A 23,276-nucleotide genomic window follows, 5' to 3' on the forward strand; every position below is an offset into this window, starting at 1 on the left:
TCATTGAGGAAATCAGTGCAACCCCGTCTTTTGATCGTATGGTGGATGCATTGGCTGCTGTTCAGCGACGCAAACTGCTGATCGCGTTGCTAGATCACAATCCACAGGACGATATGCCAGTTGTTATCGCTGACTCTGAACGTGACGCTGATGCCGTTGAGCGGCTTGTGACCGTGCAGCACCTCTCTCCCGAAGTTAGCCGACTATGGGTTCACCGAGTGGAACGAGGACACCCATGAGGTAACGAAAGGGCCAAAATTCGACGAGATCAGGCCACTGCTTGAACTGCTAGCTACCCACGAAGACGAACTACCCGCTGACTGGTTGTGAGTGAATCTTGGCTGCGTTGTTCCTGTATTTTCTGTAAACGGGCGACTCGTCCACTGGTCGTGATCAAAAATTGACCGTACGCCGAGACACATCCCCCGTCTTGAGCCGTAGTGGGTACTAATCTGCCTGTGGGTCGTGTTGCGGAATGAGTCCCTGTGAGAGCAACCGCCGTGCAATCACGATGAGGCCATTGCGGAATCCCCCGCCGAAGATGGCCTGTTCTTTGTGCGTGTCAGGAACGAGTGTGCTGACGAGGACTGCTGACCGATCGACGAGGAGGAGTCGCCCGATAGCGAGGTCGTCATCGGCGACACCCGCGGTGCGGAGCCAACCCAACCCCGACAGGAACGTTGTCGCTTGTGGAACGGTGTCGTGAATCTGCGCCTCGAGATCCTCCGTGACCGCACCGATGAGCAGATCGACGCTCTCGTTAAGCCCGTTGAGACTCTCGACTAGCTCCTCGGTCAACAACGAGCCATCGCCGACAACCAACACCACCTCCTCGGTCGCATCTCTGATGAGCGTGTTCGAGCGGTTTGCAATCGCATCTGTCCCCGACATGCTCCAGACTTCTTGAACTAAATCCTCTTCTTCGGGATTGAGCTCTTCAGCTTCTTCAAGTGCCGCTTCAAGCCGTTCGACGCGCGCTTCGTACTGGTCCCGAAGCGTCTCCGCTGCTTCCCCCAGCGGCACTGCCCGAAACTGCTGAGGGCTTGAATGCTGGATTTCGACGAGCCCTTGGGCTTCTAGTACGCGAATCGCGTCGTATACGCGCGTCCGGGGGACGTCGGTGATTTCGCTGAGTTGTTTCGCCGTGCCTGTCGAGAGCCGTGAGAGCCCGACAAAACACTTGGATTCGTACTCTTTGAGGCCGAGCTGCTGGAGTACCTCGATCGCTTCATCTGTTATTTCATCTGTACTCATGTGTCCCAACTCATAACCCGGACGAACCCGGGGACTCCCCGAATCTTTTTTCGCTGGGGAAATAGGTGTTGTCACTACAGGATAGAAAACTGAACGGCGCTCACGTCTTGAGCTAACCGATATGCGTACGGCCAGAGCGTTACCGTAATCTTCCGAGATGTGTTGTGATACGCTACATCACAGATACCGCTAATGCTGATAGCTGACACTGAAACATCCATTTCGAAGGTTTAGACTTTCACCCTGTTAATCACAAAAGTATTATTAACACCGGGGCGATACCCACTAGTCCGGCACGCGACCCGGAACTGGTGTCCTAACCACACCCCGATGCGTGCCGGTCCTGGCCATTTCCGTGGCTGGGATTTCACAGCACAGAGGCACCCGGATTATGGATACCGACTCGGACCCCGTCGATGACCCCCGTGCGGCGGCAATCGAACAACTGGATGAGTTCGGGCTGAGTACCTACGCCACTCGAACGTTCGTGGCGCTCGTGAGCCTTGGTACGGGCACTGCGAAGGACGTAAGTCAGGTCTCAGAGGTCCCGCGCACTCGCGTGTACGACGCCGTCGAAGAGTTACGTGAGCGAGGGCTGGTCGACGTGCAGCAGTCCTCACCCAAGGAGTTCTGGGCGATCTCGGCCGGCACGACCAGCCAAACGTTCGAACGCGAGATGGACTACCGGACGTCGGTTCTCCAGACCGCGCTAAGCGAACTCGAACCGATAAAGCGCAGCGAAGAACAACGGGGGGTCTGGACGGTCGACGGGCAAGCCCCGGTCACTGACCGGGTACTGGAGTTCGTGAACGACGCGGACGAGGAGATCATCTACATGACCGTCGAGGAGCTACTCACCGAGGACATCATCGACGCGCTCCACGATGCCGCTGACCGGGGTGTGACGATTAGCCTCGGCGGCGTCTCCCCAGAGGTCCAAGAGCGGATTCAAGACGAGATTCCTGGAGCGGGCCTCTTTGACTCGCTGTGGGTCTGGTCGGACACGCCTGCCGGTCGGCTCATGATGGTTGACCGAACACGAACACTCGTGAGCGTCCTCGTGAACGGCACAGACGCTGCTCTCTCGGATCCACGGGCGGAGACGGCAATATGGGGCGCAGGCGAGACCAACAGCCTCGTTGTTGTGCTACGAGCGATTTTCACGTGGCGGTTGCAGAACGTTGAGGACGCCGAGACCGAATCAAAGTCATGAAGCAGTACCAGCGTTCAATAGAGAGGGTATATGACCGACGAGTCTGAGCGCTCGTCCGAGGGGAGACTGACGGAGTCATTGAGCTCTTTTCACACCGGTCATCGAGACTATCACCATCGCTGTCAGTCGTGAGCTGACGACCATTGAACGATTGTGCGATTCCGCCGACCTCGACGCAGTAAACGCGCTGATTCAGTCGAATGAGACACGGACGACTGCAGATCCGGTACCCGGTTCGTCTTTGTTGAACAACAGGTAACTGTTCACAGCCCCGGTGAGGTCGTTGTTCGCCCAGCCGGCCCCGATAGGGTATGTATCCTACTGGTCTCATCTTTGCGTGTAGACCGTTTGATACCGATGTACACAGCCACTCTCACTCTGCGGTCAGAGCGATCGACCAGGTTCGTTGGTTGCGTACCTGTCGAGTGGAGATAGACCTACGCGATCGCAGTCTCACACGTCCCAGGGTTTCCGCTGTAGCCTCACCACGAGATACAGATTTGTTATTGCAATATTTGGTTTATAGCTACGCGTGAATTGGACGCGCGGTGCTTTTAGGAACTGCGGGAGTAGAGCCAGTATGGTTCGGAACATCGCCGGCGAGATGGCGGAACTCGAGCCCGAGGACTTCTATCTCCTCTCGGGTGTCGAGCAGGGGATGCGCTTTTCCGAGTGGGTCCGGCGTGACAAACTCCCAGAGTACGCCACGCTCACGCGCGAGGAGGTCGACTACCGGCTCGATCGTTGTCTCGATCGTGAGCTGATCCAGCGCAAGACGATCCAGTACGAGGGGTACCAACTCACATTTGAGGGGTACGACGCGCTGGCGCTGCGAACGTTCTCCGAGCGCGGGACCATCGATGGCGTTGGCTCACCACTTGGATTAGGCAAGGAAGGTGACGTCTACGAGGTGCGGTCGTTCCGGCCGCACGCGCTGAAGTACCACCGCGAGGGATACACTAACTTCCGTGAGGTGAATCGCGAGCGCGAGTATACCGCTGACCGCGACCACGTGTCCTGGCTCTACACCGCACGCAAGGCGGCCGAACGAGAGTACGAGGTGATGGAAGCACTGTATCCGGACGTCTCCGTCCCGCGACCGGTCGATCACAACCGCCACGCCATCGTCATGGACACCTTCGACGGCGTGGAACTCGCTCGGGCCACACTGGAGCCCGCACAGGCCCCGGGCGTCCTGGATTTGATCTACCGCGAACTCACGACCGCTCACGATCTGGGGTGGGTCCACGCCGACGCCTCTGAGCACAACGTTGCGGTCGCAGAGAGCGGTGTCACCGTCTTCGACTGGCCACAGGCTGTTCCTGTTGACCACCAGAACGCTCGGGAGTTCCTCGAACGCGACGTTCACAATCTCTCGCGGTATTTCACTCGGAAGTACCCTAACGCGGTTGAGCTGGCGGACGTCCGTGCGGTCGCCGACGCGATCGCCAATGGAACCTTCGATTCGGTGCGGGCGATCGACACCCAATAAATCGTATACTGCGATATCGAATTTCTTTGCGAGCGTCACAGGCCTCAGTAGCTGGCAGTGATCGGTACTTCGTTTATTTTGTCCACGCTCACCGCCTTTCATCGCACCCGGTGTGCACAGATTGTGCCCAGAGTGAGGACGGGTCCACGCGTCGGAGCCGTGTATCGAGAATCCATGGGCGTCCTCACACCACGAGGTCGACGAGCTGTATACCCATGTAGAGTGCGGCGAGCCAGACGAGCGCCGCAGAGACCGTGTTGAGGTGGCGTAACCACCCGGGGGCCGCCCCACCGAGCCGCCGCCCCACAATAGCCAGTCCGGTGAACCACCCCCACGACACGATCAGACAGCCGACGGTGAACGACCACCGGTTCGCCCCGGCGTACGCTAGGGCGTTCGTCCCGATCACACCGACTGTGTCCAGGATGGCGTGTGGATTCAGTATCGAGACGGAGGCGGTGAAGCCGACCTGCTCGCGCGTTCCAAGTCGGTCTGTTCCGGTCGCATCGGGCTCGAAATCCGGTGCCATGTAGAGCACCCAGCCAACGTAACAAAGGAAGACGAACCCGGCGGCAAACAGCACCGTCTGTAGCCACGCGAACTCGAGTACGACGACTGACACTCCGAGCACCGCGAGGAGGACTAACAGCGTGTCGGCGACGCCGGCGGTGACCACCGTGGGTACGGCCTGTCTGAAGCGTGGCTGTGTGGCCCCCTGCTGAAAGATGAACACGTTCTGTGGCCCGAACGCGACGATGAGCCCGAACGAGAGCACCAGTCCGTGCGTGAACGCGGCCAGAGACATGTGTCGGTCACGCTCGGCGACTAATGGACAAAGCCCATCCGATCCCGACGCCGTGTCATGTGTCCGGTCTGCATCCCCAGACCACGGGCCGACAAACCCACAACCTTCACGTCGACTCCCCCGAGAGAAGAGTCAAATGGAACGACGAGGGCAGCCCGGTCTGCTGGAGGCGCTCGTATTGGACGTCGTTCGCCTCCACGAGACCTGGATGGAGACGGTCTTTCCCAGACAGCTCGACCCGAGCACGGTACTCGGCAAGTGGAAGCCGGAGACGCTCCCGCAGCGGGTCGCGTACTACCTGTGGGGCGCGCTCGGCGCGCCGCTCGTCGCTGCCGTGTACCCATTTCTTCTCCTCGGCTTTACAACCCGGTTTTACGCCCGTAAGTTCGACAGTGCGGTGACCCGACTCGGGGTCGTCGGCGTGATCCTCGCAGCCGCGCTCGGGTGGGGCGCGCTCACGGTCTTGACCTACTTCCAGCTCGCGCTCGCTGACGTTCTTGCGGTGGGGGTCGCAAGCATCGTCGCCGTCGTCGCCGCCGGGCTTGCCGCGGTCACCTCGAAGGCGGGCGGTCGACTCACCAGTGTCCTGCTCGCGTACCCGCTGGCGATGACCGCGTTGTTTCTCCCGCCGGTTGTCGCCGCGCTCGTCGCCCCCTCGCTCGAGCCGTACGTCCTCGACCCGAGCTACGCGCTCGCGGTCTGGATTCTTGACACGATCTTTGCCGTCGGCGGGCTCAACGAAGTCATCCGCGGTGCGTTCAACCTGGAGACGTTCGGTGCGGGAGTCGGACTCCCCGGTATCGGCTACCTGCTGATGTGGATCGGGATCTCGATACCGATCGGCTGGTTCCTCGGGGCGCTCGTCGCGCTCGCAGACCTCGTTCGGCCCGCACCCGAATGAACCGTCCCAGCGAGGTCACTAGCTGACCGTCTCTCACTCCGACTCGTCGAATCGCTCGCGTGCGGTCTCGAACGCCGTCTCCTCACGCTCTTTTGTTCGCCGTCCCTCACGCTCGGCAATCGCTTCTGGGTCCGGGCTCGCGTCGTCGTCGATCCGTGCTATCGATCGGTGCACTTTGGTGTGACACCACCGGCACAGCGCGACGACTATCTCGTGCGGGCCGGCAGCTGCGGCGTCGTTCGTCACTGCGGCGTCGTTCATCGTTGTGGCGTCGTCTGTGGTCTCGGCGTCGCCGTACGAGAGGTGATGTGCTTCGACGAGCGGTCGTGCGTCCTCGCCCGCAAGCCGGACCTCCTTGAGGCCGCACCGCATGCATTCACGCCCGTCAGTAGTCGACCGGTAGTGCGGACACGCCCGCCAGGCCCCTTCGGGTCCGACATGACAGGCGTAGCCGTCGTCGCGGCGCGCGTCGGCGAATTCCGGGTCGTCGCCGGCCCGCGTCAGCGCGAACCGACATCGACCGTCGTCGGTAAGGTGGTCACACACGCCGGCGACCGCGTACGGGTCGTCGACGCCGACCGGCGTACCGTCTGGGGTTCGTTCCATATATCTCTCCGTTGGTCACAACGTGGCTCACACCAGGCTCGCGCCGTCACAGTCCGTCCGGCCGTACTCGACGTCGAGCAGCGTGAGAAGCGTGGGGGCAACATCGAGTAGGTCGGCATCGCCGACGGTCGCCGCCGGGTGGTCGATGAACAACGCGGCGTCCTCGAAGGTGTGCATTCCCGTCCGGGGACCGTCGGGTTCGAACACGCGGTCGCGTGGACGGAATCCGGCCTTCAGGTCGAACCCCGGGTTCGGGAGTGCGACGAGGTCTGGAGCGATTTCGTCGTGGTCGCCGCGAAAAGCCGTTTCGCGTTCGACAACGCGATCGATGACCGGCTCGCCGTTCGGTCCCTCCCACGTCTCGAGGGTCGCTGCGAGCTCGGCGCGGACCGTGTCGTACGCCGATTCGGGGACGACCCCGTTTGGCTCGCGTCCCTCGAGGTTGAGGTAGAATCGCCCGGGCATAAGCGAGTACGCGCGCGTGTCCCCGTCGATGTCGACGAGTGCGGTGTGGTCGTCGTCTCCGTACGAGAGCCACCCGGTCTGTTCGAGCCACTCGTTACAGTAGACATCGTACTCGAGGCTGGCGAAGCCGTGCGTCGAGCCGACCACGAGCGTCACGTCGTCCGCGAGTGCATCACGGAGGGCCGCGAGGTGTGCGTCGAGCGCGGCGTAGAAGTCGACGAACGCGTCGTGATAGCGGCCCGCCTCGCGATAGTCACGCCAGAGGAAGTGATTCACCCGATCCGGGGCGGTGAAGACGCCGACGAAGAGATCCCAATCGTCGCGATCGACGTACCGCTCGAACAGTGCAGCGCGTCCATCGAGCGTCTCGCGGGCATCCTCGAGGAAGGCTGACTTGTCATCGCGGTGACCGAGCTTCGCGTTCACCGACAGCGTGTAGCCGGTCGACTCGAGGTACGACCGCAGCTCCTCGGGGTGTGCAGCGGAATCGACATCGGGCGAGAGGTAGCCAGCGACCGTCCGCTGGAGGTCGCGCTGGGGCGGGAAGGTGACAGGGACGTTCAACACCGTCGCATCGAGGCCGGCGGCTGTCGCGCGGTCCCAGATTCGCGTCGCCTGGACGTCACGACCCATCGGCACGTAGGTGTCGTACGACCCGATTTCACGGTCTTGAAAGCCGTAGACGCCGGTCTCTCCCGGGTTCACCCCGCTCGTGAGCGCGGGCCAGCAGGCGCTCGACTCCGGCGGGACGATGCTATCTATCGCTCCAGCGTCGCCTGCGTCGGCGATAGCCGCGAGCGTCGGGAACGTCTCCGGCTCGTCGGCGACGAGGTCGTACGGAAGCCCCTCGATCCCGACGAACGCCACCCGTGGTGTGTCGTTCCCGCGCAAGCGGTCGAACAGGCCCATACCAACCTTGTGGGTGGAGCGAGGAAAAAAGGGTTGAGGTCGACGGCCGGGAGGTTTTTTTATTGCTCTCGACGACGAACGAGCGATGGACTCAACACGCGCGCTCCTCGTCGACGCGTTCACTACGGAGCCGCTCGCCGGCAACGTGGCCGGTGTCGTTCCCGACGCAACCGGGCTCTCAGACGACCAGTTGGCTCGGATAGCCGCCGAGTTGGGGGCGTCGGAGACGGCGTTCATAACGCCTGCAGCGGCGGCCGACGGCATCGAGACCGGCTACCGCGTTCGGTACTTCACGCCGAGCGCGGAGGTCGACCTCTGTGGGCACGCCACCGTCGCGGCGTTCGCCGTCCGCTTCGACGACGGCGCGGTCGACGCCGGCGAGCACCCGATCCACACGAACGCCGGGACATTCACCGTCCGCGTGACCGACACGGGGCGTGTCTGGATGCGTCAAGATGTACCCCGTGTCACCCCCGTCGACGTCGACCTCGATCGGTTCGCGGCGGCGCTCGGCATCGACGCGGCTGCCCTCCGTGATGTCGGCGCGGACCTCCCAGTTGCGGTCGCCTCGACCGGACTGCCGTTTCTCGTCGTCCCGGTCAACTTCCTCGAACGACTCACCGATGCTGACCCGGACCACGCCGCCATCGAGGCGCTCTCGGACGAATTCGACGTCGCTGGGGTGTACGCGTTCACCTTCGACACGCTGTCAGCGTCGGCGACGCTCCACGGTCGGGCCTTCGCCCCGGCGGTCGGGGTGCCGGAGGATCCTGTGACGGGCACGGCGAGTGGCGCGGCCGCCGGGTACCTTCGAGCTGTCGGCGCGTTCGACGGCGACCCACCGGACGAGTTCGTCTTCGAACAGGGACACATCCTCGACCGGCCCGGCCGCGTCTACGTTCGACTGGCCGAGCCGACCGACGCTGCGGCCGACGACGCGGTGCACGTGAGCGTCGGCGGGGATGCCGTGATCGCCCTCGATGCCGCGCTCCGTGTCCCGCCCGCGGCAGACGACGACGACATCGTCGAGGCGTGAACCAGCGGCGGACGACGAATGAGGATCACCAGCGGAGGGCGACGATCGACGATCACCGAACGATGCCGTCCGCACCGTCCGACTCGACACGCTCGGTCGACCGCGGAAACACGGAGACGTCGCGACCGTCGAACGCGACCTGAACCCGGTCGTCCACGGCCAGCCCACACCGGGTACACTCGGCCGTTAGCGTCGGCGGTGAATCGGCCGCTCGCGGCGTCTCTGTGTCCCTGTCGATAGACGTCGCCGAATCGAGGCTCACATGCACGTCGTATCGGCTTCCGGCGTCTGCGACGCGTTCGACGGTCCCGCCGAGCGAGACAGTCGTGTCGCGAGTCGTATTCGGACCATCGTCCTCGGCGTCGTGGTCGCCCCCGTTTTGATCGCCCGTACCGTGGTCGTCGCCGATACCCGCCGCGGCGACGCGAACGGCCTCCGGTCGCACATGCACGAGAGCCTGGTCGGTCCTCAGTGACGCGTCGGGAACGACGAATTCCGCCTCGCCGATGGCGACGCGAACGAGGTCGGTCTCGTCGCCACTCCCGGTGCCTCCGAGAGCGCGGTCGACACCGTCGTCGACAACTCGTCCGGCAAGCTCGTTTGACCGGCCGAGAAACCGGGCGGTGAACCGGTTCGGTGGCGACTCGTACAGCGCCCGTGGCGTGCCGGTCGCGGCCACCGTCCCGTCACGCATGACGACGAGTCGGTCGGCGACCGCCATGGCGTCGGCCTGGTCGTGCGTCACGAACAACGTCGTTACGCCCGTCGTCCGCTGAATCCGTACGATCTCGTCGCGAAGCCGCACACGGAGCCGCCTGTCGAGTGCGGACAGCGGCTCGTCAAGCACCAACACGTCGGGCTCCGGAGCGAGCGCGCGGGCGAGTTCGACGCGGCGCGCTTGGCCACCACTCAGGGCGTCCGGGGAGGCTGCACGGAGGTGTGTCAGTTCGACGAGCTCTAGGTACCGACGGACCCGTTCCTCGCGCCGGTCATCGGCGACCCCTTGGGCGGCGAGGCCGTACGCGACGTTCTCCGCGACGGTCATGTGCGGATACAGCGTCGACCGCTGGAACACCACGCCGACGTCACGCGACTCAGGAGGCACCGTCGTGACCGCCGTCCCGTGAAGTGTTATCCGCCCGGCAGTCGGATGGACATGACCGGCGATTGCTTGGACGAGGGTCGTCTTGCCACACCCGCTCGGCCCGAGTAGCGCGATCAGCTCGCCGGGTGCAACGGTGATCGACACGTCAGCGAGCGCCTGGGTCCGGCCGTATCGGTGTGCGAGCCCGTCGACCTCTAGGGCTGCAGTCTCATCGCCGTTCCGGTCGGCGGCCGCTTGGTCGCGTGCACGCTTGACGTCAGTCACGCGTTCACCACCGTCGGGACGCGTGCGACACGTCTAACGAGTGCCAACACGGCAAGGGTGATCGCCAACAGCGCCAGTGCAAGCGGCACGATGGCGTCTATCCCGCCCGAGATGAACGCGACCCACAGCTGTGTCGGCATCGTTCGCGGGTTGTACGCGACCATCATCGTCGCGCCGAACTCGCCGGTCGCCCGCGCAAATGTGAGCACGATGCCGGCCACGATTGCACCGCGCGCGAGCGGGAGCGACACGTTGGTGAACGTCGCGATTGGTCCGTGGCCGAGCGACCGCGACGCCTGTTCTAACCGTTCGTCGACCGCGGCGAACCCGGCACGTGCGGTGATGACGACGAACGGGGCAGCGACGAACGTCTGTGCGAGGATCACGCCAAGCAGGCTGTCGGTGAGTGGAACGCCGGCGCTCGCGGCGGCCGCCCCAATGGGCGTGAATCGCCCGACCACACTCAACAACAACGCTCCACCGACCACTGGCGGAACGACGAGCGGGAGGATCACGAGCGCCTCAACGGCGCGCTTCCCGACGAACGATGCCCGCGCGAGAATGTATGCGAGCGGGACCCCGAGTGTGGTCGCGATTGCCGTCGCGACCGGCGCGGTGAGCAGGGAGTTGCGTATCGCGGTCCGCGTCGCCGGCTCAGCGAGGGTCTGCCAGACGGTAACCGAACCGGCTCGCCAGAGGAACGCGACGAACGGTAGCGCGAACCCGACGACGAGCAGTCCCCCGAGTAGTCCGGCGACCAGTCGCTCCGGCACCCACTCGAACCGCCGTCGGCCCGTCTCGGTTGCGAGGCTCACGGCAGCACCTCGGTCGGAACCGCGCCGTGTGCTCTCGGGAACGCCGCCACAGCGAGGCCGTTCTCGCGGAGCACGTCGGTGGCACCGGCGAGGAACCGGACAAATTGACGGCCCGCCGTCGGTGTCGCCGCGTCCGCGAGCACGGTCGCGTTGTAGACGATCGGGGTGCCGGTAACGGTGTATCCGTCTGTGGTGGTATATGACGCCGAGGCGTACGTCTCTGCCCGATTGGGGTCCGCGAAGTTGTACGCGGGCGGGAACGGCTCGAATGGGAGGTCGTGTGCGACCGCCATGTTCCGGTAGGCGACGGCGGCGGCTCGGTTTCCGGTCTCGACACCGGCGAGCAACTGCGGCTCCTCCGGCTCCTGGTACACCCGCTCAAGCGTCGACTCGGCGAAGTCGTCAAGTCCGTGTTCGCGCTCTGCCAGCCGGAACGCCAAGACGGCGCGATACCCCAGCGGGTCGAGTGCGGGATCGCTGATCGCCAAGTCGCCAGCCGACACGTCGCGAACAACCTCATACCACGGATCGCCGGCCGTGAGTCTGTCTGCGATCCACGTGTTACGCCCGTAGGCGAGTCCGACTGCGTTCGACGCGAACTCGACGTCCCAGTCGGTGTGGCTCCCGTAGAGTCGGTCCCGGAGCAGCCGGTGGTCCGCACTCACCGCGACGTCCGGGTGTTTCTGGTCGTCCGTTATCATCCGCATCACCGCCGTCGAACCGTGATATTCGCCGCGAACCGCGGTTCCCGTCTCCGCTTCGAACGCCGGAGCGACGTGGTCCTCGAACGCGACTGCGAGACTACCGGCTGCGAGCACTGAGACGGCATCCGCCCCGTCTAGGCAGCCGGCGACTCCGACTCCACACCCTGACGCGACCGTCGCGAGCAGGGACCGGCGCGTTCGCGTCTGCATCTTGTATACGGCCACTTTGCCATCGGTTATAACTTGCTAGCATTGCAAATATGTGGGAACGGAGCCGATTTTGGTTGCGCGCCAGACGGGTGGCCTACACTTGTTCTGTGTTGTGTTATCGAGTCGACGCGTCGCCAAGCTCATCTGAGTTGTGGAGGCGATCGTCGAACTGCTCGAGTGCGTCGGCGACCGCCTCGGCGGCGAGTTGGCCCGTGTCGGTCGCGACTGCGACGCAGACGCTTGTCGGTGCCGTCGAGTCGATTGGCCGGCGGTGGTGAACGCGGACCGCCCGTACGCCGTCCTCGGTACGGAGAGATTGCCCGACGCTCGACGCGTGTGCGTTGAGCTGCTCAGACGGCGCGGTAGCGGCACGGTCGGCGGAAATCGCTACCTCGCCCGTCGCCACCGGCATCGACGGCTCGTCGGCGACAGTACGAACTGCGGCGGCGAGCGACCGCGGCGTCTCAGTCGGCGGGATCGTTTCGATCCGATTGAGTACACGCTCGTAATCGAGATCGTCGGCACACGACGCCTCGGCGACGACTGGCGGGGCCGTCTCGCGGCCGCCGAGCACGACCGTCGGGAGGTGTCGCCCGCTGAATCCTTCGACGAGGACGTAGTCGACGTGTGGTGTGAGGTCGTCGAGGACCGCGTCAAGTGTGCGGTCGTCTCCGGTCGCAAACCACCCTTCTTCCTCCGTGATGCCGACCGTGTGTTCTGCGCCCGCGGCGCGGTGGCGATCGGTGTCTTTCCCCTCGGTGTCCACGTCCGGCTCGTGTGTGAGGTGCTTGACGGTCGCGACGCTGCCACGATCCCGAAGTCGGGTCGTCAGCGCTGCCACCGCGGTCGTTTTGCCGGAGTCCGAGGGTCCGGCGACGCCCAGTACACGCATGTGCTCACTCTGTGGGTGGCCGACAAATATCTCGCGACGTGCGGTTCCTAGAGCGCTCGCGCGTGTCGACGACCGAACGTTCATATCGGTCAGCGTGTTACTGGATTCATGGAGTACGACCTTCCGCGCGCGGCCGGCCTCGTAGCGCTAATCATCGCCGTCGGAACCGTGGGTATCAGCTTTGGAACCCCGATGGCGCTACAGACGGTCCTCATGATGGTCGTCCCCTCGATGGCCGTTTTCGGTGCGATCGTCTTTGTCCTCGGGATGAAACACGGCGAGTTCCGCGCGACAAACGTCTAAGCGGCCGGCCACGGGCGACACCTCATGAACCGCGCTTCTTTTGTCATGACCGTCTGATCCTCGGGTATGCCACTCGGGTCGCCCGTGACGGAACTCGCGCTGCTGCTCGCCGGCGTCGCGTTGTTGTACGCCGGTGCCGAGCTCCTCGTTGCGGGGGCGCGGGACCTCGCGCTGGCGGTCGGCCTGAAGGCGGCGACCGTCGGCGTCACTGTCGTTGCGTTCGCGACGACCGCCCCGGAGCTGTTCGTCGCGGTTTTGGGTGGGCTCACCGTCTCGACCGACATCGGTCTCGGTGCGATCCTTGGGTCGAACGTGGCCAACATCGGGCTCGTGCTCGGTGCGGCCGCGTTGATTCGCCCACTCGACGTCTCTGAGGCCGCGCTTCGACGCGACGTGCCGTTCATGCTTCTCGCGGCGGCCCTCCTCGTCGGCTTCGGCTGGAACGGACAGATCGGGTCGGTGGAGGGCGGTGTCCTCTTGGTGACGCTCGTCGGATTCACCCTCGTCGTGTTGCGCCGAGTCAGACGGACGCAGTCGACGATCACGGCAAACGAGCGCGACGGCATGCCGGACGCCACGGTCCGCGAGGTCGCTGCCGTCGTCGGTGGGCTCGTCGCGCTCGTCGCCGGGTCGAACTGGTTGATCGCCGGCGGCCGGTCGTTGCTCGCGGCGGCCGGGTTCTCCGACCTCTTCGTCGGGCTCACGGTGCTCGCCGTCGGCACCTCACTCCCGGAGTTCGCCGCGAGCGTCGTTGCCGCCGCCCGCGACGAGGGAACGTTCAGCGTCGGCAACGTTTTGGGGTCGAACATCTACAACGTCCTCGCGGTCGTCGGCATCCTCGCGGTCCTCTCGCCGATCGACGTCGGTCCGGGCGTCCGCGCGTTCGAGTTTCCAGCGCTTCTCGCGTTCACGCTCGTCGCGGCCGGGATGATGATTCGCGGCGGTCGGATAACCCGGTTCGACGGCGGCGTCCTCCTCGGAGCGTACGGCGCGTTCGTCTACCTACTGGTGCCGTGAGCCGGCCGTCCATGTGCCGGTTCGGGGTTAAACCGATGGCTATTCGGGCGTCGCTCACGCAGTCGCGTCCGTGATAGCGATCGTCGTCAGCCGGGCCGACAGCGCCTCCGAGCACATCGGTGAACGGCTGCTCGCGGTCGGCGACTGGACGGCTCACGAAGATACGACCCGGCCGGACGCCGCGGGCGGCGGTACCTACTACCGAACCGACGGCTTCGAGCTTCGGGAGTTTGAGGCGCTCCACATCGAACTGTCGAACCCGACGGCCGCATTCAGCGGTACGGAAGGTGACGCTGCTTCCGACGATGTCGACTTCCTCGTCGTCGTCTCGCGACATGCCGGTGACTCTGGCCCGCTCTTGACCGCCCACGTCACCGGAAACTTCGGTCCGTCGCCGTACGGCGGCGCGCCCGAGACGCTCGCCATCGCCGCGCCCGGTGCGGTCTCCCGGGTGGTCGAGGCGATGGAAACGCACGCCCCCGACGGCTACGACGTCGGCATTGAGTGCACTCACCACGGCCCTACCGACACCGCGGTTCCCTCGTTGTTCGCCGAACTCGGCTCCGACGAGCCGCAGTGGCAGGACCCAGCCGGGGCCGATGCGGTCGCCCGCGCTGTGCTGGATCTCCGCGATACCGGCCCGGACGTGCGGGGATCGGACGGGAAGCACCGCCACCTTGTCGGCTTCGGCGGGGGTCACTATGCGCCGCGGTTCACCCGAATCGTCCGCGAGACACCGTGGGCCGTCGGTCACATCGGTGCTGACTGGGCGCTGGGTGAACTCGGCGACCCAGCCGCAAACCGAGACGTGATCGAGGCAGCGTTCGAGCGGAGTCGCGCCGACCACGCCGTGATCGACGGCGAGCGACCCGCGCTCGCGGCGGTGGTCGAAGACCTGGGGCATCGGATCGTGAGCGAGACGTGGGTTCGGACGGTCGGTGACCGCTCGCTGGCGCTCGTCGAGGCGCTTGAGACGGCCGTGGGGCCCATCGACGAGGGACTCCGGTTCGGGTCGGTCACTCCTGTCGAGGGGGACTCCGATCCAGCCGACTACGCGGCAGCGGTAACCATCCAGTCGTTCCCGGCCGCGTTGTTGGCGCGAGCACAGGGAGTCGACGCCGAGGCGACCCGCGCAGCCGTCGAGTCCCATACGGTCGCATTCGACACCGAGCAGGCTGGCACGCGCGCGACCGGATCGGCTGCGTTCGACGCGGACGAGACCACACCGGGATACGCCGATCTCGTTGAAGCAGTAGCGGCCGTGCTTGTGCACGGATACGACACGGTTCGCGTGGACGACGAGGCGGTAGTTGCGTGTGAGACCGCGTTTGACCCGGCGCTCGCGGCCGACCGTGGTGTGCCGGAGGGCCCGGCGTTTGGCCGGCTTGCGTCCGGTGAATCGGTCGAGGTCGACGGCGAGACGATCACCCCCACGGCCGTCTCGACGGAGCGCGAGGACCGGTTTCCGTTCTGACTCTCTCCCGTTCACTTATATTGGCGTTTGCCATTCGTTTCACGGATAGACCCCGCATGCAGGCTTGAGAGTCGCTGAAACAGTGGTATAGAGATCTATATGAGCAAGCATTTACAACCGCGACTGCAGGCGATCCCCGGGTTATTGGAGATTGAACCGACATGACGGCTCAAGTCCGACGCGGGTCGGACGATCGGTCAATAATATATACCTCGGGGTCGCAAGCCACGGTATCATGGACTCCATCGTTGAGGACGCCATCGACGAGGCCGAGGACGCCTCGGCGAACGCCGCAGACGGGGGCGGCGACGCCGACGGCCACGCCGGCACGTCACCACAGAGTGGAACGATGACCGACGAGGAGCTACAGGACGTTCTCAAAGACCTCCAAACCAATATCACTGTCGTCGGCTGTGGCGGTGCCGGCGGCAACACAGTGAACCGGATGACAGAGGAGGGTATCCGTGGTGCGAAGCTCGTCGCGGCCAACACCGACGTGCAACACCTCGTCAACGTCGAGGCCGACACGAAGATCCTGATGGGCCAGCAGAAGACCCAGGGTCGCGGCGCCGGCTCGCTCCCGCAGGTCGGCGAGGAGGCCGCTATCGAGTCACAAGAGGAGATCCAAGACTCGATCGACGGCTCTGATATGGTGTTCGTCACCGCCGGACTTGGTGGCGGGACGGGCACCGGGTCGGCCCCGGTCGTCGCGAAGGCCGCCCGCGACTCGGGCGCGCTCACCATCGCCATCGTCACGACGCCGTTCACGGCGGAGGGTGAGGTGCGCCGGACGAACGCCGAAGCCGGCTTAGAGCGCCTCCGTGACGTGAGCGACACCGTGATCGTCGTCCCCAACGACCGCCTGCTGGATGCGGTCGGGAAACTCCCCGTCCGGCAGGCGTTCAAGGTATCCGATGAGGTGTTGATGCGCTCGGTAAAGGGGATCACGGAGCTGATCACGAAGCCAGGCCTCGTCAACCTCGACTTCGCCGACGTCCGCACGGTGATGGAGAAAGGCGGCGTCGCGATGATCGGCCTCGGCGAGTCCGACTCCGAGTCGAAGGCGCAGGACTCGGTCAAGTCGGCGCTGCGCTCGCCGTTGCTCGACGTCGACATCTCCGGTGCGAACTCGGCGCTGGTGAACGTCACCGGCGGCGCCGACATGTCGATAGAGGAGGCTGAAGGCGTCGTCGAAGAGATATACGAGCGGATCGACCCCGACGCCCGGATCATCTGGGGCACCTCCGTCGACGACGGGCTGGAGGGAACGATGCGCACGATGATCGTCGTTACCGGCGTGCAGTCACCACAGATCTACGGCACTAACGACGTAGCTGATCCGGCCGCTGGCGCCGAAGACGAGGACATCGACTTCGTCGAGTGAGTTGCCGGCGGTGTCGGCCGCGGTGGTTCGATCACCGTTCGGGGCTCCATATCCTCCCGGCACCATCCCACTGTCCGATACCGGCGCCCTGCTCGACACCCCGACTTGGCGACGAGTCCGGAGACGACCACGCGACGCAGCGAGGATGCGACCGCACGCGACCGCAGACCGAAACGCAACGTAGACGCACGACCGCAGACGCACACCGACCTGCTCACCAACGCCCTCCACGATGCACCTCCAGATGACGACACCACTGACGATCGTACAGCTATCACCGGACCTCACGGCCGCGAGCGGTGGCTCCGGCCACAGGGGTCGCTTGACCGGTGCCGAACGAGCACGACTGCCGCCTCGACCGCTCGATGACTGACGACACGCCTGCCGAGGACCGACCAGACGGTGGCCGATCCGGCAGCGGCCGGTCGCCCGCGGTCCACCTGTTGACGCGGGTGGCGTTGCTCGCACCACTGTTGGGCGTCGGGTATCTCACGAGACCGCTCTGGCACGGGATCGTGTACGGAATCGCCTACTCGCCGTCAGGGGCGATCGTCGGCGGCGGCGGGATTCTCGCGGCGCTCGTCCTCTGGCTGCTTCCGCCGAGCGTGGTCGGTGCGGAGTCTGCGTCGTCTCGAAGTCAACTCGATGCGTTTCGGGCAGCCGACTCGCCGGTCGCGCTGTTGTTCGAACTCGAGGGGACGGCCGGCCGAAAGATTCGAATCTTCGCCGGCGTCCTCGGCGTCCTCGGACTCCTCGCGGTCCTCGTCGGTGCGCCGGCAGGCGCGTTCGAACAACGGACGCTTGCCGAGACGACGACGAGCGAGGCGACTCCGGTAGAGACGTTCCCGCAGGCGAACCCCGATAACCCGCGGGTCGTCCCTCGACGGGTGGCCGATGTGACGACGCGTGGGTCCGTCTCCTACCGCCAGTATCGGCTGGGAACAAGCGATATCGCCCGTACCGAAAACGGGTCGCTCGCGTGGTCGTACCCGATCCAGCCGGACGGGTTCCGCAACGCGCTTATCGAGCGCCAGCAGGGCGTGCTCGTCACCGACATGACCCGCATGGATGACCGGCAGATTCGGACGGCCGAGGAGCCGTTCATCCGCGGTGAGGGGATGATCCTGTGGCGGTCAGCTGACTGGCTGTTGAAGTCGACCGATTACTTTGCGCGGTACGACGACGACGCGGTCGAGTTCGTCCACGACGGGCGCCCGTACATGTACTACCCGAAGACGACACATCGGTGGCACCTGCTTCCGGTCCCGCACACGACACCGACGTGGGATGGCGGCGCCCTCGTCCATCCAGACGGCACGGTCGAGCACCTCACGCCTGCGGCCGCCCAGGAGAACGTGATACTCGACGGACAGCGGCTGTACCCGCTCACGCTCACCCGCGCCGAGATGGAGTCGCTCGGGTATCGTAACGGAATCATCAACCAGCTATCTGTCGTGGGCGCACACGAAGGCGAAGTCGAGGTCGCCGGCCTTCCGGCTGGTGCCGACAACGAACAGCCGTTCGTGATCGACCTCGAGGGCGAACGGCTCTCGTACGTGACCGCACTCGAACCGTACGGTGCGGACACCCGCGGGCTCGATGAGGTGTGGTTCGCCGACGCGGAGACTGGTGCGTACCGGTTCTTCAGCACCGGCGAGAGCACGCTCACCGGTCCTGAACGCGCTATGGGAATCGCTCGCTCGGCAGACTCGCGGACGAACTGGGGAGAGAACTTCGTCGTCACAGAACCCGTGCCGGTCACCATCGACGGCGACCTCTGGTGGCATCTCAAGGTTACACCGACGGACGCTACCGACGTGACCCGCAGTGTCTTCGTGAACGCAGACACCGACCGGACCGTAGAGATACGCGACGACGCGGCGGTCCGGTCGTTCGTTGGCGGGACGGTGACCGAAGATGACCTAACGCCGACGGAGGAAGCGGGCACGGATGAGCCCACCGACGCGGTATACTACGTGCTCGTCACCAACGCGGACGGCGAGGTAATCGAGCGGATCCCGGTTACGCCCGGTCAGGAGGCGACGATCGTTGGCCCCGATGACGAGCGAGCCCGCGGAAATCAGACGAATGCGAGCGGCTAGCAGCTGGACGCGCCGCATCAAAAGGTAAAAACCGTCTCACGACGAACCACCGCACAACATGGACGTCCCGTACGACCTCACCAGCTACGTTCGCGTGTTAAAGCTGGCGAGCACGCCGAGCACCGACGAGTTCCTCCAGGTGGCGAAGATCGCCGGCGCCGGGATCCTGCTCATCGGGTTCTTGGGCTTTCTGATGTTCGCCACGATGAGCCTCCTGCCGGGGGTCGGCGCGTAATGCCGATCTACTCGGTCAAGACTACCGCTCGCCAGGAGCGGACCGTCGCCGATATGCTTGCTGAAAAGGAGATGCCGGAGATCCAGGCGGTGATCGCCCCCGACCAGCTCACCAGCTACGTGATGGTCGAAGCCTCCGACGGCTCCGTCTTCGCTCGGATACTTGACGAGATCCCGCACGCCCGCGGCGTCATCGAAGGACCCGGCGGGCCGGCAGAGAGCCCCTTCTCGGAGGTCGAACACTTCCTCTCGCCGACGCCAGACGTCGAGGGCATCGCGGAGGGCGACATTGTTGAGCTCATCGCCGGCCCGTTCAAAGGCGAGAAGGCGCGGGTGCAGCGCATCGACGAGGGGAAAGACCAGGTGACCGTCGAGCTATACGAGGCAACGGTCCCAATTCCGGTCACCGTCCGTGGCGACCAGATCCGCGTGCTCGACAGCGACGAACGCTGAGGCGGCTGGACCTCGGCGGCTGCAAAGCGCCGTACTGGCTATTTCCTCGATCACTGTCAACGACAAGGATTTTATTCGACCACGGTGGATACAGATCCGATGACGATCCCCGCCGCATCCGCGGCACTTAGCGCCCTCCCTGACACGTTCACGTTTGCGTGGGTCGTGGCGATCCTTTTTGCGGTCGCCTGGGGCCTCGACGCTCGTGGCTCTGGGCTCGGGCGGTCGCTCGCGGCCGGCACGTGGGGGCTCTTCGGGCTGTTCTGGCTCTCGACGGTGCCGTACTTCGTCTTCGAACACCAGAGCTACGTCGAGTCGATTCTCGCGCTCGTTGCGGTCCCCGCCTGCGTGTACGTGGGGTACCTGTTGTACGACGGTCGCGCCTCGCTGTTCACGCTCACCCGGGCGGTGTCGATCATGTTCTTCATCTACCTCCCGTTCGAGACGATCCCAGCGCTCAGCCTCGCCGGCGTGGCAGTGCCGGAACCCCGCCAGGTGCTCATCGAGATCGTCGCGGGTCACACCGGTGCGCTCATCGATCTATTGGGATACGCGCCTGAGCGGGTGGCGAGCTACGAGGGGTACGAAGCGGCCTTCGCGTGGACGCTTCCCGACGGCCACCTGATGCGGATCAACGTCGTGCTCGCGTGTACCGGACTCGGGAGCATGGCGATCTTCGGCGGACTCGTGGCCGCGGTGGACGGTCCGCTTGACCGGAAGCTTCGCGCGCTTGCCGTGTCGATTCCGCTCATTTACGGGCTGAACATCCTCCGGACCACGTTCATTACTGTCGTCGCTGGCAACCAGTACATGCACTGGCAGCCGGAGCTCGTGTTGGCGATGTTCGGCGCGACGAACCCGTATCGGGTCTCGTTTCTCGTCTCCGACCGAATATTGAGCCAGCTGCTCGCGCTCGTCGCGCTGATCGGGATCACGTACCTCGTCGCGCGGCAGCTGCCGGAGCTCGTCGTGATCCTTGAGGACGTGCTCTATGTGCTTACCGGTGAGGAGCACGACCTGACGGAGGCGCTTGACCTCCCGCGAGAGCCGACGAACCGATAATACGTTACGGAGAATCGAAGAGAACACCTCGCGCTTCAGTGTAGGAGGATGCCACGTAGGTGGTGTGCTGGTGACTGTTGTATGTCGATACCACGCTTATGGAGTACGGTGGCGCGCGCCACCGCATATCGTGATCGTACGCCGTGCACTTGAGTGGGTCCAGCTCGGACTATGAGACGTGTTCGGCGACGTCGGTCGAGGAGATCATTCCGACGTAGTCGTCATCGACGACCGGGAGATGTTTGACGCCGTACATCGTCATCATTGCCGCGACTTCTTCCATCAGGAGGTCCGGCGTGACAGTTTCGACGTTCTCCGTCATCACCTCGCTGACGGGTGTCTCTGTCGTGTCTCGCCCCTCGGCGATCGCCTCGATCAGGTCGCTTTGGGTGACGATACAGCCATTGCCGGCGGTGACGACGAGCGCACTGATACCTGCATCAGTCATTCGCTCGGCGACCGCACGGATCGGCTCGTCGCCGCCAATCGTCTCGAGCGGTGTCGACATTACTTCCCGGACGCGGGTCCGGTCGTTTACGTCCATACCCGTACTGTCGGATCAGTGGGTGTTGTGCTTTCTGGTTTCTGCAATGACCCACGTGCGACGGTCGCGTGCCCGCGTCGCCGAATCACCTTTACCACTGGGGGTGTAGGTACGTGATATGTCGACTGCCGCCGCCGGCCTCGCCGATTTCGGGACGCGATCGCTTCTCACCCACGCGATGATGGCCGTGACACTGCTCTCCGGGTTCGCTATCGGCTTGACTATCGAGTCACAGCTTGGCTTGGTCTCGTTTGTCGCGCTATTGAACTTCACCGCCGGCGTGTGGGTATGTCAGTCGATCCACTCGCTCGGAAACACGGCCCGCGAAGACGAGTACGACGGCGTGATCGCCGAACTCAAACGCTATGTCGAGTGAGAGTGGCCTCGACGTCGCCCGATTTGGTCGCCTGATCACACTCATCGGATTCGTCACCGCGGTGTCGCTTCTGACTTCCGCACGGGTGCTCCCAGGTGATCTCTTTTCTGTCGCCGTCGTGGCCATCGGTAGTATCGCGCTCGTCACTGCAATCACGGGATTTCTCATCGCGGCCGGACAAACCTACGATGAGCAGGTGCATAATCCGTGACGCTGTCTCAATACCGTCACCTCATTGTAATCGCTGTCGCTCCAATCACTGTCGCACGACGAACTGTTCGGTGAGGTCCGTCGTCGACACCATCCCGACGACGACGTCGTCATCGACCACGGGAATATGGGTATACTCGAGGTGTGCCTCCCCGAGTGCTGTGATCGGGTCCATCGGTGAGACCGTTAGCACGTCCGTCGTCAGACAGGCCTCGACGGGAGTCTGGTCGTCGGGGTCGTTCTCACGGACGAGCGCGACAAAGTCGTGACTCGTGAGCAGTCCCTCGAGCCGACCGGCGTCGTCGACGGCGAGTATCGAGCCGACGCCCGTCTCGAGCATCCGCTTGGCCGCCGCCGCGGCCGTCGCATCAGGGTCGATCGTAACGAGGTCCGGGTTCATGAGGTCGGCGACACGGGGGTCGCCGGTGGAGGTAGTGTGCATGCACTCTGCTAACGCGCCCCATGATAATTAATCGTGATGGTTTGGTGACCGACACACTCAGTACACTCTCGCCGTGTCCGTTGTACTGGCCGCAGCGTCTTACTCCGCGTCCGCGACGAGCGCAGGTGGTGCGTCCGCCAGTCCGACGAGCGCCTCGGCTTCCACGTGGTGTAGGTCACCCGGAAGCACGAGCGCGTGCAGTGGGTCGCCGAAGTCGCGCGTCGCGAGCGCGGAGAGTCGGTCGGCGGCGACGACCGGGTCCGGTGCGCCGGCGCGGGCGACGACGACACCGAGCTGGTCTTCGAGGGGCCCGGCGAGGAGTTCAGCGGCGTAATTCGCATGCATGTACTCCTCGTGATCTGGGTCGGGACCGCGGGGACCGGTCCCGACCTTGATGTCGAGGTAGACGAGGGTGTGGAGGCCGCGGTCGCGGTTGGCCTCGATCGTCTCGATCACGCTCCTTGGTACGTCGCCGTCGCCGTGAGCGTACGGGAACGGGAGCGTCACGGCCTTCCCGAACCGGTAGTTCTGCAGGCCCGTTAGACTCGAGGCAGCTGACTGTACGGTGACGCCGTGAACAACTCGTGTGTCTATCCCTCGGTCAATCGCGCGCAACCGGAGGTCGGCGTGTGTGGTCGAGATCATCGTGTCGCCGGCGGTAACGAAGGCAACAGTGTCCGTCTCGGCAGCCGCGAGGATCGGTTCCGGGTCCCGTTCGACCCCGGTCCGGTCGCGAACCTCGATATCGAGCCCGTGTGCCCGCTCGAGGGTCGAGATATCGGCGCCGACGAGCCGACTCGTATACCACTCCGCAAAGATGCGGTCTGCCGCCTGAAGTGCGTCCCGCGCCTCGATGGTGAGCGAGCGCTCGTCATAGAGGCCGAGTCCGACGAAGGTGAGCATACGAGGTCTCGGCGGTCGAGCGGCTAAAGCGGCTCGAACTGTTGTGGTCGTGGGTCTCGCCGTTGCATCCTGTTCGTGGCACTCGGGCTCTCGGCGGACTC

General features: G+C 64.5%; 26 protein-coding genes. 15 read left to right on the forward strand and 11 right to left on the reverse strand.

Annotated elements, in window-relative coordinates:
- Window positions 1-447: 447 nt before the first annotated feature.
- On the reverse strand, window positions 448-1,254 hold the full coding sequence (locus ACWUI7_RS02130) for a TrmB family transcriptional regulator (protein ID WP_496640516.1): 807 nt from the start codon (window positions 1,252-1,254) through the stop codon (window positions 448-450).
- Window positions 1,255-1,645: 391 nt separating this feature from the next.
- Between ACWUI7_RS02130 and ACWUI7_RS02135 the strand changes: the two genes are divergently transcribed.
- Together ACWUI7_RS02135 and ACWUI7_RS02140 are read left to right on the forward strand one after the other, a co-directional pair.
- Window positions 1,646-2,467, forward strand: coding sequence for a TrmB family transcriptional regulator (locus tag ACWUI7_RS02135; RefSeq protein WP_496640518.1), 822 nt, complete (start codon window positions 1,646-1,648; stop codon window positions 2,465-2,467).
- Between the two features lie 580 nt (window positions 2,468-3,047).
- Window positions 3,048-3,959: a serine/threonine-protein kinase RIO2 gene (locus ACWUI7_RS02140; RefSeq protein WP_496640519.1), complete on the forward strand. Its 912-nt coding sequence runs from the start codon at window positions 3,048-3,050 to the stop codon at window positions 3,957-3,959.
- Between the two features lie 184 nt (window positions 3,960-4,143).
- Here the strand turns inward: ACWUI7_RS02140 and ACWUI7_RS02145 are convergent, their stop codons facing one another.
- Window positions 4,144-4,764, reverse strand: coding sequence for a LysE/ArgO family amino acid transporter (locus ACWUI7_RS02145; protein ID WP_496640520.1), 621 nt, complete (start codon window positions 4,762-4,764; stop codon window positions 4,144-4,146).
- 163 nt (window positions 4,765-4,927) lie between these two features.
- Here ACWUI7_RS02145 and ACWUI7_RS02150 point away from each other — a divergent pair, with 163 nt between their 5' ends.
- Window positions 4,928-5,665 carry a hypothetical protein gene (locus ACWUI7_RS02150; RefSeq protein ID WP_496640591.1) on the forward strand — a complete coding sequence of 246 codons (738 nt, stop codon included), beginning with the start codon at window positions 4,928-4,930 and terminating at the stop codon, window positions 5,663-5,665.
- A gap of 33 nt (window positions 5,666-5,698) precedes the next feature.
- Here the strand turns inward: ACWUI7_RS02150 and ACWUI7_RS02155 are convergent, their stop codons facing one another.
- Entirely contained in the window at window positions 5,699-6,271 is a 573-nt protein-coding gene (locus ACWUI7_RS02155) for a DUF7097 family protein (RefSeq protein WP_496640521.1), read from the reverse strand.
- Window positions 6,272-6,298: 27 nt separating this feature from the next.
- On the reverse strand, window positions 6,299-7,645 hold the full coding sequence (locus ACWUI7_RS02160; RefSeq protein WP_496640522.1) for an alkaline phosphatase family protein: 1,347 nt from the start codon (window positions 7,643-7,645) through the stop codon (window positions 6,299-6,301).
- Window positions 7,646-7,730: 85 nt separating this feature from the next.
- Between ACWUI7_RS02160 and ACWUI7_RS02165 the strand changes: the two genes are divergently transcribed.
- The gene (locus ACWUI7_RS02165) at window positions 7,731-8,681 is read left to right on the forward strand and encodes a PhzF family phenazine biosynthesis protein (RefSeq protein ID WP_496640523.1); all 951 of its coding nucleotides are present in this window, start codon (window positions 7,731-7,733) and stop codon (window positions 8,679-8,681) included.
- Window positions 8,682-8,733: 52 nt separating this feature from the next.
- Here ACWUI7_RS02165 and ACWUI7_RS02170 read toward each other — a convergent pair whose 3' ends face one another.
- From ACWUI7_RS02170 to mobB, 4 genes are all read right to left on the reverse strand, one after another.
- Complete coding sequence (locus ACWUI7_RS02170) at window positions 8,734-10,050, reverse strand: ABC transporter ATP-binding protein (protein WP_496640524.1); 1,317 nt, start codon at window positions 10,048-10,050, stop codon at window positions 8,734-8,736.
- Window positions 10,047-10,865: an ABC transporter permease gene (locus ACWUI7_RS02175; RefSeq protein ID WP_496640525.1), complete on the reverse strand. Its 819-nt coding sequence runs from the start codon at window positions 10,863-10,865 to the stop codon at window positions 10,047-10,049. Before ACWUI7_RS02175 ends, ACWUI7_RS02170 begins: the two co-directional genes overlap by 4 nt.
- Entirely contained in the window at window positions 10,862-11,779 is a 918-nt protein-coding gene (locus tag ACWUI7_RS02180; RefSeq protein ID WP_496640526.1) for an extracellular solute-binding protein, read from the reverse strand. Before ACWUI7_RS02180 ends, ACWUI7_RS02175 begins: the two co-directional genes overlap by 4 nt.
- Window positions 11,780-11,894: 115 nt before the next feature.
- The gene (gene mobB / locus ACWUI7_RS02185; protein WP_496640527.1) at window positions 11,895-12,671 is read right to left on the reverse strand and encodes a molybdopterin-guanine dinucleotide biosynthesis protein B; all 777 of its coding nucleotides are present in this window, start codon (window positions 12,669-12,671) and stop codon (window positions 11,895-11,897) included.
- A gap of 108 nt (window positions 12,672-12,779) precedes the next feature.
- Between mobB and ACWUI7_RS02190 the strand changes: the two genes are divergently transcribed.
- From ACWUI7_RS02190 to artA, 9 genes are all read left to right on the forward strand, one after another.
- The gene (locus ACWUI7_RS02190; RefSeq protein WP_496640528.1) at window positions 12,780-12,974 is read left to right on the forward strand and encodes a DUF7333 family protein; all 195 of its coding nucleotides are present in this window, start codon (window positions 12,780-12,782) and stop codon (window positions 12,972-12,974) included.
- 66 nt (window positions 12,975-13,040) lie between these two features.
- Complete coding sequence (locus tag ACWUI7_RS02195; protein ID WP_496640529.1) at window positions 13,041-13,991, forward strand: calcium/sodium antiporter; 951 nt, start codon at window positions 13,041-13,043, stop codon at window positions 13,989-13,991.
- 70 nt (window positions 13,992-14,061) lie between these two features.
- Entirely contained in the window at window positions 14,062-15,465 is a 1,404-nt protein-coding gene (locus tag ACWUI7_RS02200; RefSeq protein WP_496640530.1) for a D-aminoacyl-tRNA deacylase, read from the forward strand.
- Between the two features lie 235 nt (window positions 15,466-15,700).
- Entirely contained in the window at window positions 15,701-16,849 is a 1,149-nt protein-coding gene (gene ftsZ, locus ACWUI7_RS02205) for a cell division protein FtsZ (RefSeq protein WP_496640531.1), read from the forward strand.
- Between the two features lie 105 nt (window positions 16,850-16,954).
- Window positions 16,955-17,218 carry a hypothetical protein gene (locus ACWUI7_RS02210; RefSeq protein ID WP_496640532.1) on the forward strand — a complete coding sequence of 88 codons (264 nt, stop codon included), beginning with the start codon at window positions 16,955-16,957 and terminating at the stop codon, window positions 17,216-17,218.
- The gene (locus ACWUI7_RS02215) at window positions 17,215-18,951 is read left to right on the forward strand and encodes a hypothetical protein (RefSeq protein WP_496640533.1); all 1,737 of its coding nucleotides are present in this window, start codon (window positions 17,215-17,217) and stop codon (window positions 18,949-18,951) included. Before ACWUI7_RS02210 ends, ACWUI7_RS02215 begins: the two co-directional genes overlap by 4 nt.
- Before the next feature lie 58 nt (window positions 18,952-19,009).
- Window positions 19,010-19,186: a protein translocase SEC61 complex subunit gamma gene (locus ACWUI7_RS02220; RefSeq protein ID WP_435162089.1), complete on the forward strand. Its 177-nt coding sequence runs from the start codon at window positions 19,010-19,012 to the stop codon at window positions 19,184-19,186.
- Window positions 19,186-19,638, forward strand: a complete 453-nt coding sequence (locus ACWUI7_RS02225) for a transcription elongation factor Spt5 (RefSeq protein ID WP_496640534.1) — start codon at window positions 19,186-19,188, stop codon at window positions 19,636-19,638. Before ACWUI7_RS02220 ends, ACWUI7_RS02225 begins: the two co-directional genes overlap by 1 nt.
- A 99-nt stretch (window positions 19,639-19,737) precedes the next feature.
- Window positions 19,738-20,700: an archaeosortase A gene (gene artA / locus ACWUI7_RS02230; RefSeq protein ID WP_496640535.1), complete on the forward strand. Its 963-nt coding sequence runs from the start codon at window positions 19,738-19,740 to the stop codon at window positions 20,698-20,700.
- 169 nt (window positions 20,701-20,869) lie between these two features.
- Here the strand turns inward: artA and ACWUI7_RS02235 are convergent, their stop codons facing one another.
- Window positions 20,870-21,244: a CBS domain-containing protein gene (locus ACWUI7_RS02235; protein WP_496640536.1), complete on the reverse strand. Its 375-nt coding sequence runs from the start codon at window positions 21,242-21,244 to the stop codon at window positions 20,870-20,872.
- A 118-nt stretch (window positions 21,245-21,362) separates the two neighbouring features.
- Between ACWUI7_RS02235 and ACWUI7_RS02240 the strand changes: the two genes are divergently transcribed.
- Together ACWUI7_RS02240 and ACWUI7_RS02245 are read left to right on the forward strand one after the other, a co-directional pair.
- Entirely contained in the window at window positions 21,363-21,620 is a 258-nt protein-coding gene (locus ACWUI7_RS02240; RefSeq protein ID WP_496640537.1) for a hypothetical protein, read from the forward strand.
- A complete protein-coding gene (locus ACWUI7_RS02245) occupies window positions 21,610-21,831 on the forward strand; it encodes a hypothetical protein (RefSeq protein ID WP_496640538.1) in 222 nt (73 codons plus the stop codon). The genes ACWUI7_RS02240 and ACWUI7_RS02245 overlap by 11 nt, the downstream gene beginning before the upstream one ends.
- A gap of 45 nt (window positions 21,832-21,876) precedes the next feature.
- Here the strand turns inward: ACWUI7_RS02245 and ACWUI7_RS02250 are convergent, their stop codons facing one another.
- Together ACWUI7_RS02250 and dph5 are read right to left on the reverse strand one after the other, a co-directional pair.
- Entirely contained in the window at window positions 21,877-22,272 is a 396-nt protein-coding gene (locus ACWUI7_RS02250; RefSeq protein ID WP_496640539.1) for a CBS domain-containing protein, read from the reverse strand.
- Between the two features lie 99 nt (window positions 22,273-22,371).
- Window positions 22,372-23,175 (reverse strand): diphthine synthase, encoded by an 804-nt coding sequence (gene dph5 / locus ACWUI7_RS02255; protein ID WP_496640540.1) that lies wholly within the window; start codon window positions 23,173-23,175, stop codon window positions 22,372-22,374.
- Between the last annotated feature and the right edge of the window lie 101 nt (window positions 23,176-23,276).

It is taken from the genome of Halorubrum orientale (assembly GCF_059623105.1).

What these genes read in the sequence shown, in the direction of transcription:
- ACWUI7_RS02130 (WP_496640516.1), bottom strand. Translation starts at nt 1,254, where the DNA reads ATGAGTACAGATGAAATAACAGATGAAGCGATCGAGGTACTCCAGCAG.
- ACWUI7_RS02135 (WP_496640518.1), top strand. Translation starts at nt 1,646, where the DNA reads ATGGATACCGACTCGGACCCCGTCGATGACCCCCGTGCGGCGGCAATC.
- ACWUI7_RS02140 (WP_496640519.1), top strand. Translation starts at nt 3,048, where the DNA reads ATGGTTCGGAACATCGCCGGCGAGATGGCGGAACTCGAGCCCGAGGAC.
- ACWUI7_RS02145 (WP_496640520.1), bottom strand. Translation starts at nt 4,764, where the DNA reads ATGTCTCTGGCCGCGTTCACGCACGGACTGGTGCTCTCGTTCGGGCTC.
- ACWUI7_RS02155 (WP_496640521.1), bottom strand. Translation starts at nt 6,271, where the DNA reads ATGGAACGAACCCCAGACGGTACGCCGGTCGGCGTCGACGACCCGTAC.
- ACWUI7_RS02160 (WP_496640522.1), bottom strand. Translation starts at nt 7,645, where the DNA reads ATGGGCCTGTTCGACCGCTTGCGCGGGAACGACACACCACGGGTGGCG.
- ACWUI7_RS02165 (WP_496640523.1), top strand. Translation starts at nt 7,731, where the DNA reads ATGGACTCAACACGCGCGCTCCTCGTCGACGCGTTCACTACGGAGCCG.
- ACWUI7_RS02180 (WP_496640526.1), bottom strand. Translation starts at nt 11,779, where the DNA reads ATGCAGACGCGAACGCGCCGGTCCCTGCTCGCGACGGTCGCGTCAGGG.
- mobB (WP_496640527.1), bottom strand. Translation starts at nt 12,671, where the DNA reads ATGCGTGTACTGGGCGTCGCCGGACCCTCGGACTCCGGCAAAACGACC.
- ACWUI7_RS02190 (WP_496640528.1), top strand. Translation starts at nt 12,780, where the DNA reads ATGGAGTACGACCTTCCGCGCGCGGCCGGCCTCGTAGCGCTAATCATC.
- ACWUI7_RS02195 (WP_496640529.1), top strand. Translation starts at nt 13,041, where the DNA reads ATGCCACTCGGGTCGCCCGTGACGGAACTCGCGCTGCTGCTCGCCGGC.
- ftsZ (WP_496640531.1), top strand. Translation starts at nt 15,701, where the DNA reads ATGGACTCCATCGTTGAGGACGCCATCGACGAGGCCGAGGACGCCTCG.
- ACWUI7_RS02215 (WP_496640533.1), top strand. Translation starts at nt 17,215, where the DNA reads ATGACTGACGACACGCCTGCCGAGGACCGACCAGACGGTGGCCGATCC.
- ACWUI7_RS02220 (WP_435162089.1), top strand. Translation starts at nt 19,010, where the DNA reads ATGGACGTCCCGTACGACCTCACCAGCTACGTTCGCGTGTTAAAGCTG.
- ACWUI7_RS02225 (WP_496640534.1), top strand. Translation starts at nt 19,186, where the DNA reads ATGCCGATCTACTCGGTCAAGACTACCGCTCGCCAGGAGCGGACCGTC.
- artA (WP_496640535.1), top strand. Translation starts at nt 19,738, where the DNA reads ATGACGATCCCCGCCGCATCCGCGGCACTTAGCGCCCTCCCTGACACG.
- ACWUI7_RS02235 (WP_496640536.1), bottom strand. Translation starts at nt 21,244, where the DNA reads ATGGACGTAAACGACCGGACCCGCGTCCGGGAAGTAATGTCGACACCG.
- ACWUI7_RS02240 (WP_496640537.1), top strand. Translation starts at nt 21,363, where the DNA reads ATGTCGACTGCCGCCGCCGGCCTCGCCGATTTCGGGACGCGATCGCTT.
- ACWUI7_RS02245 (WP_496640538.1), top strand. Translation starts at nt 21,610, where the DNA reads ATGTCGAGTGAGAGTGGCCTCGACGTCGCCCGATTTGGTCGCCTGATC.
- ACWUI7_RS02250 (WP_496640539.1), bottom strand. Translation starts at nt 22,272, where the DNA reads ATGCACACTACCTCCACCGGCGACCCCCGTGTCGCCGACCTCATGAAC.
- dph5 (WP_496640540.1), bottom strand. Translation starts at nt 23,175, where the DNA reads ATGCTCACCTTCGTCGGACTCGGCCTCTATGACGAGCGCTCGCTCACC.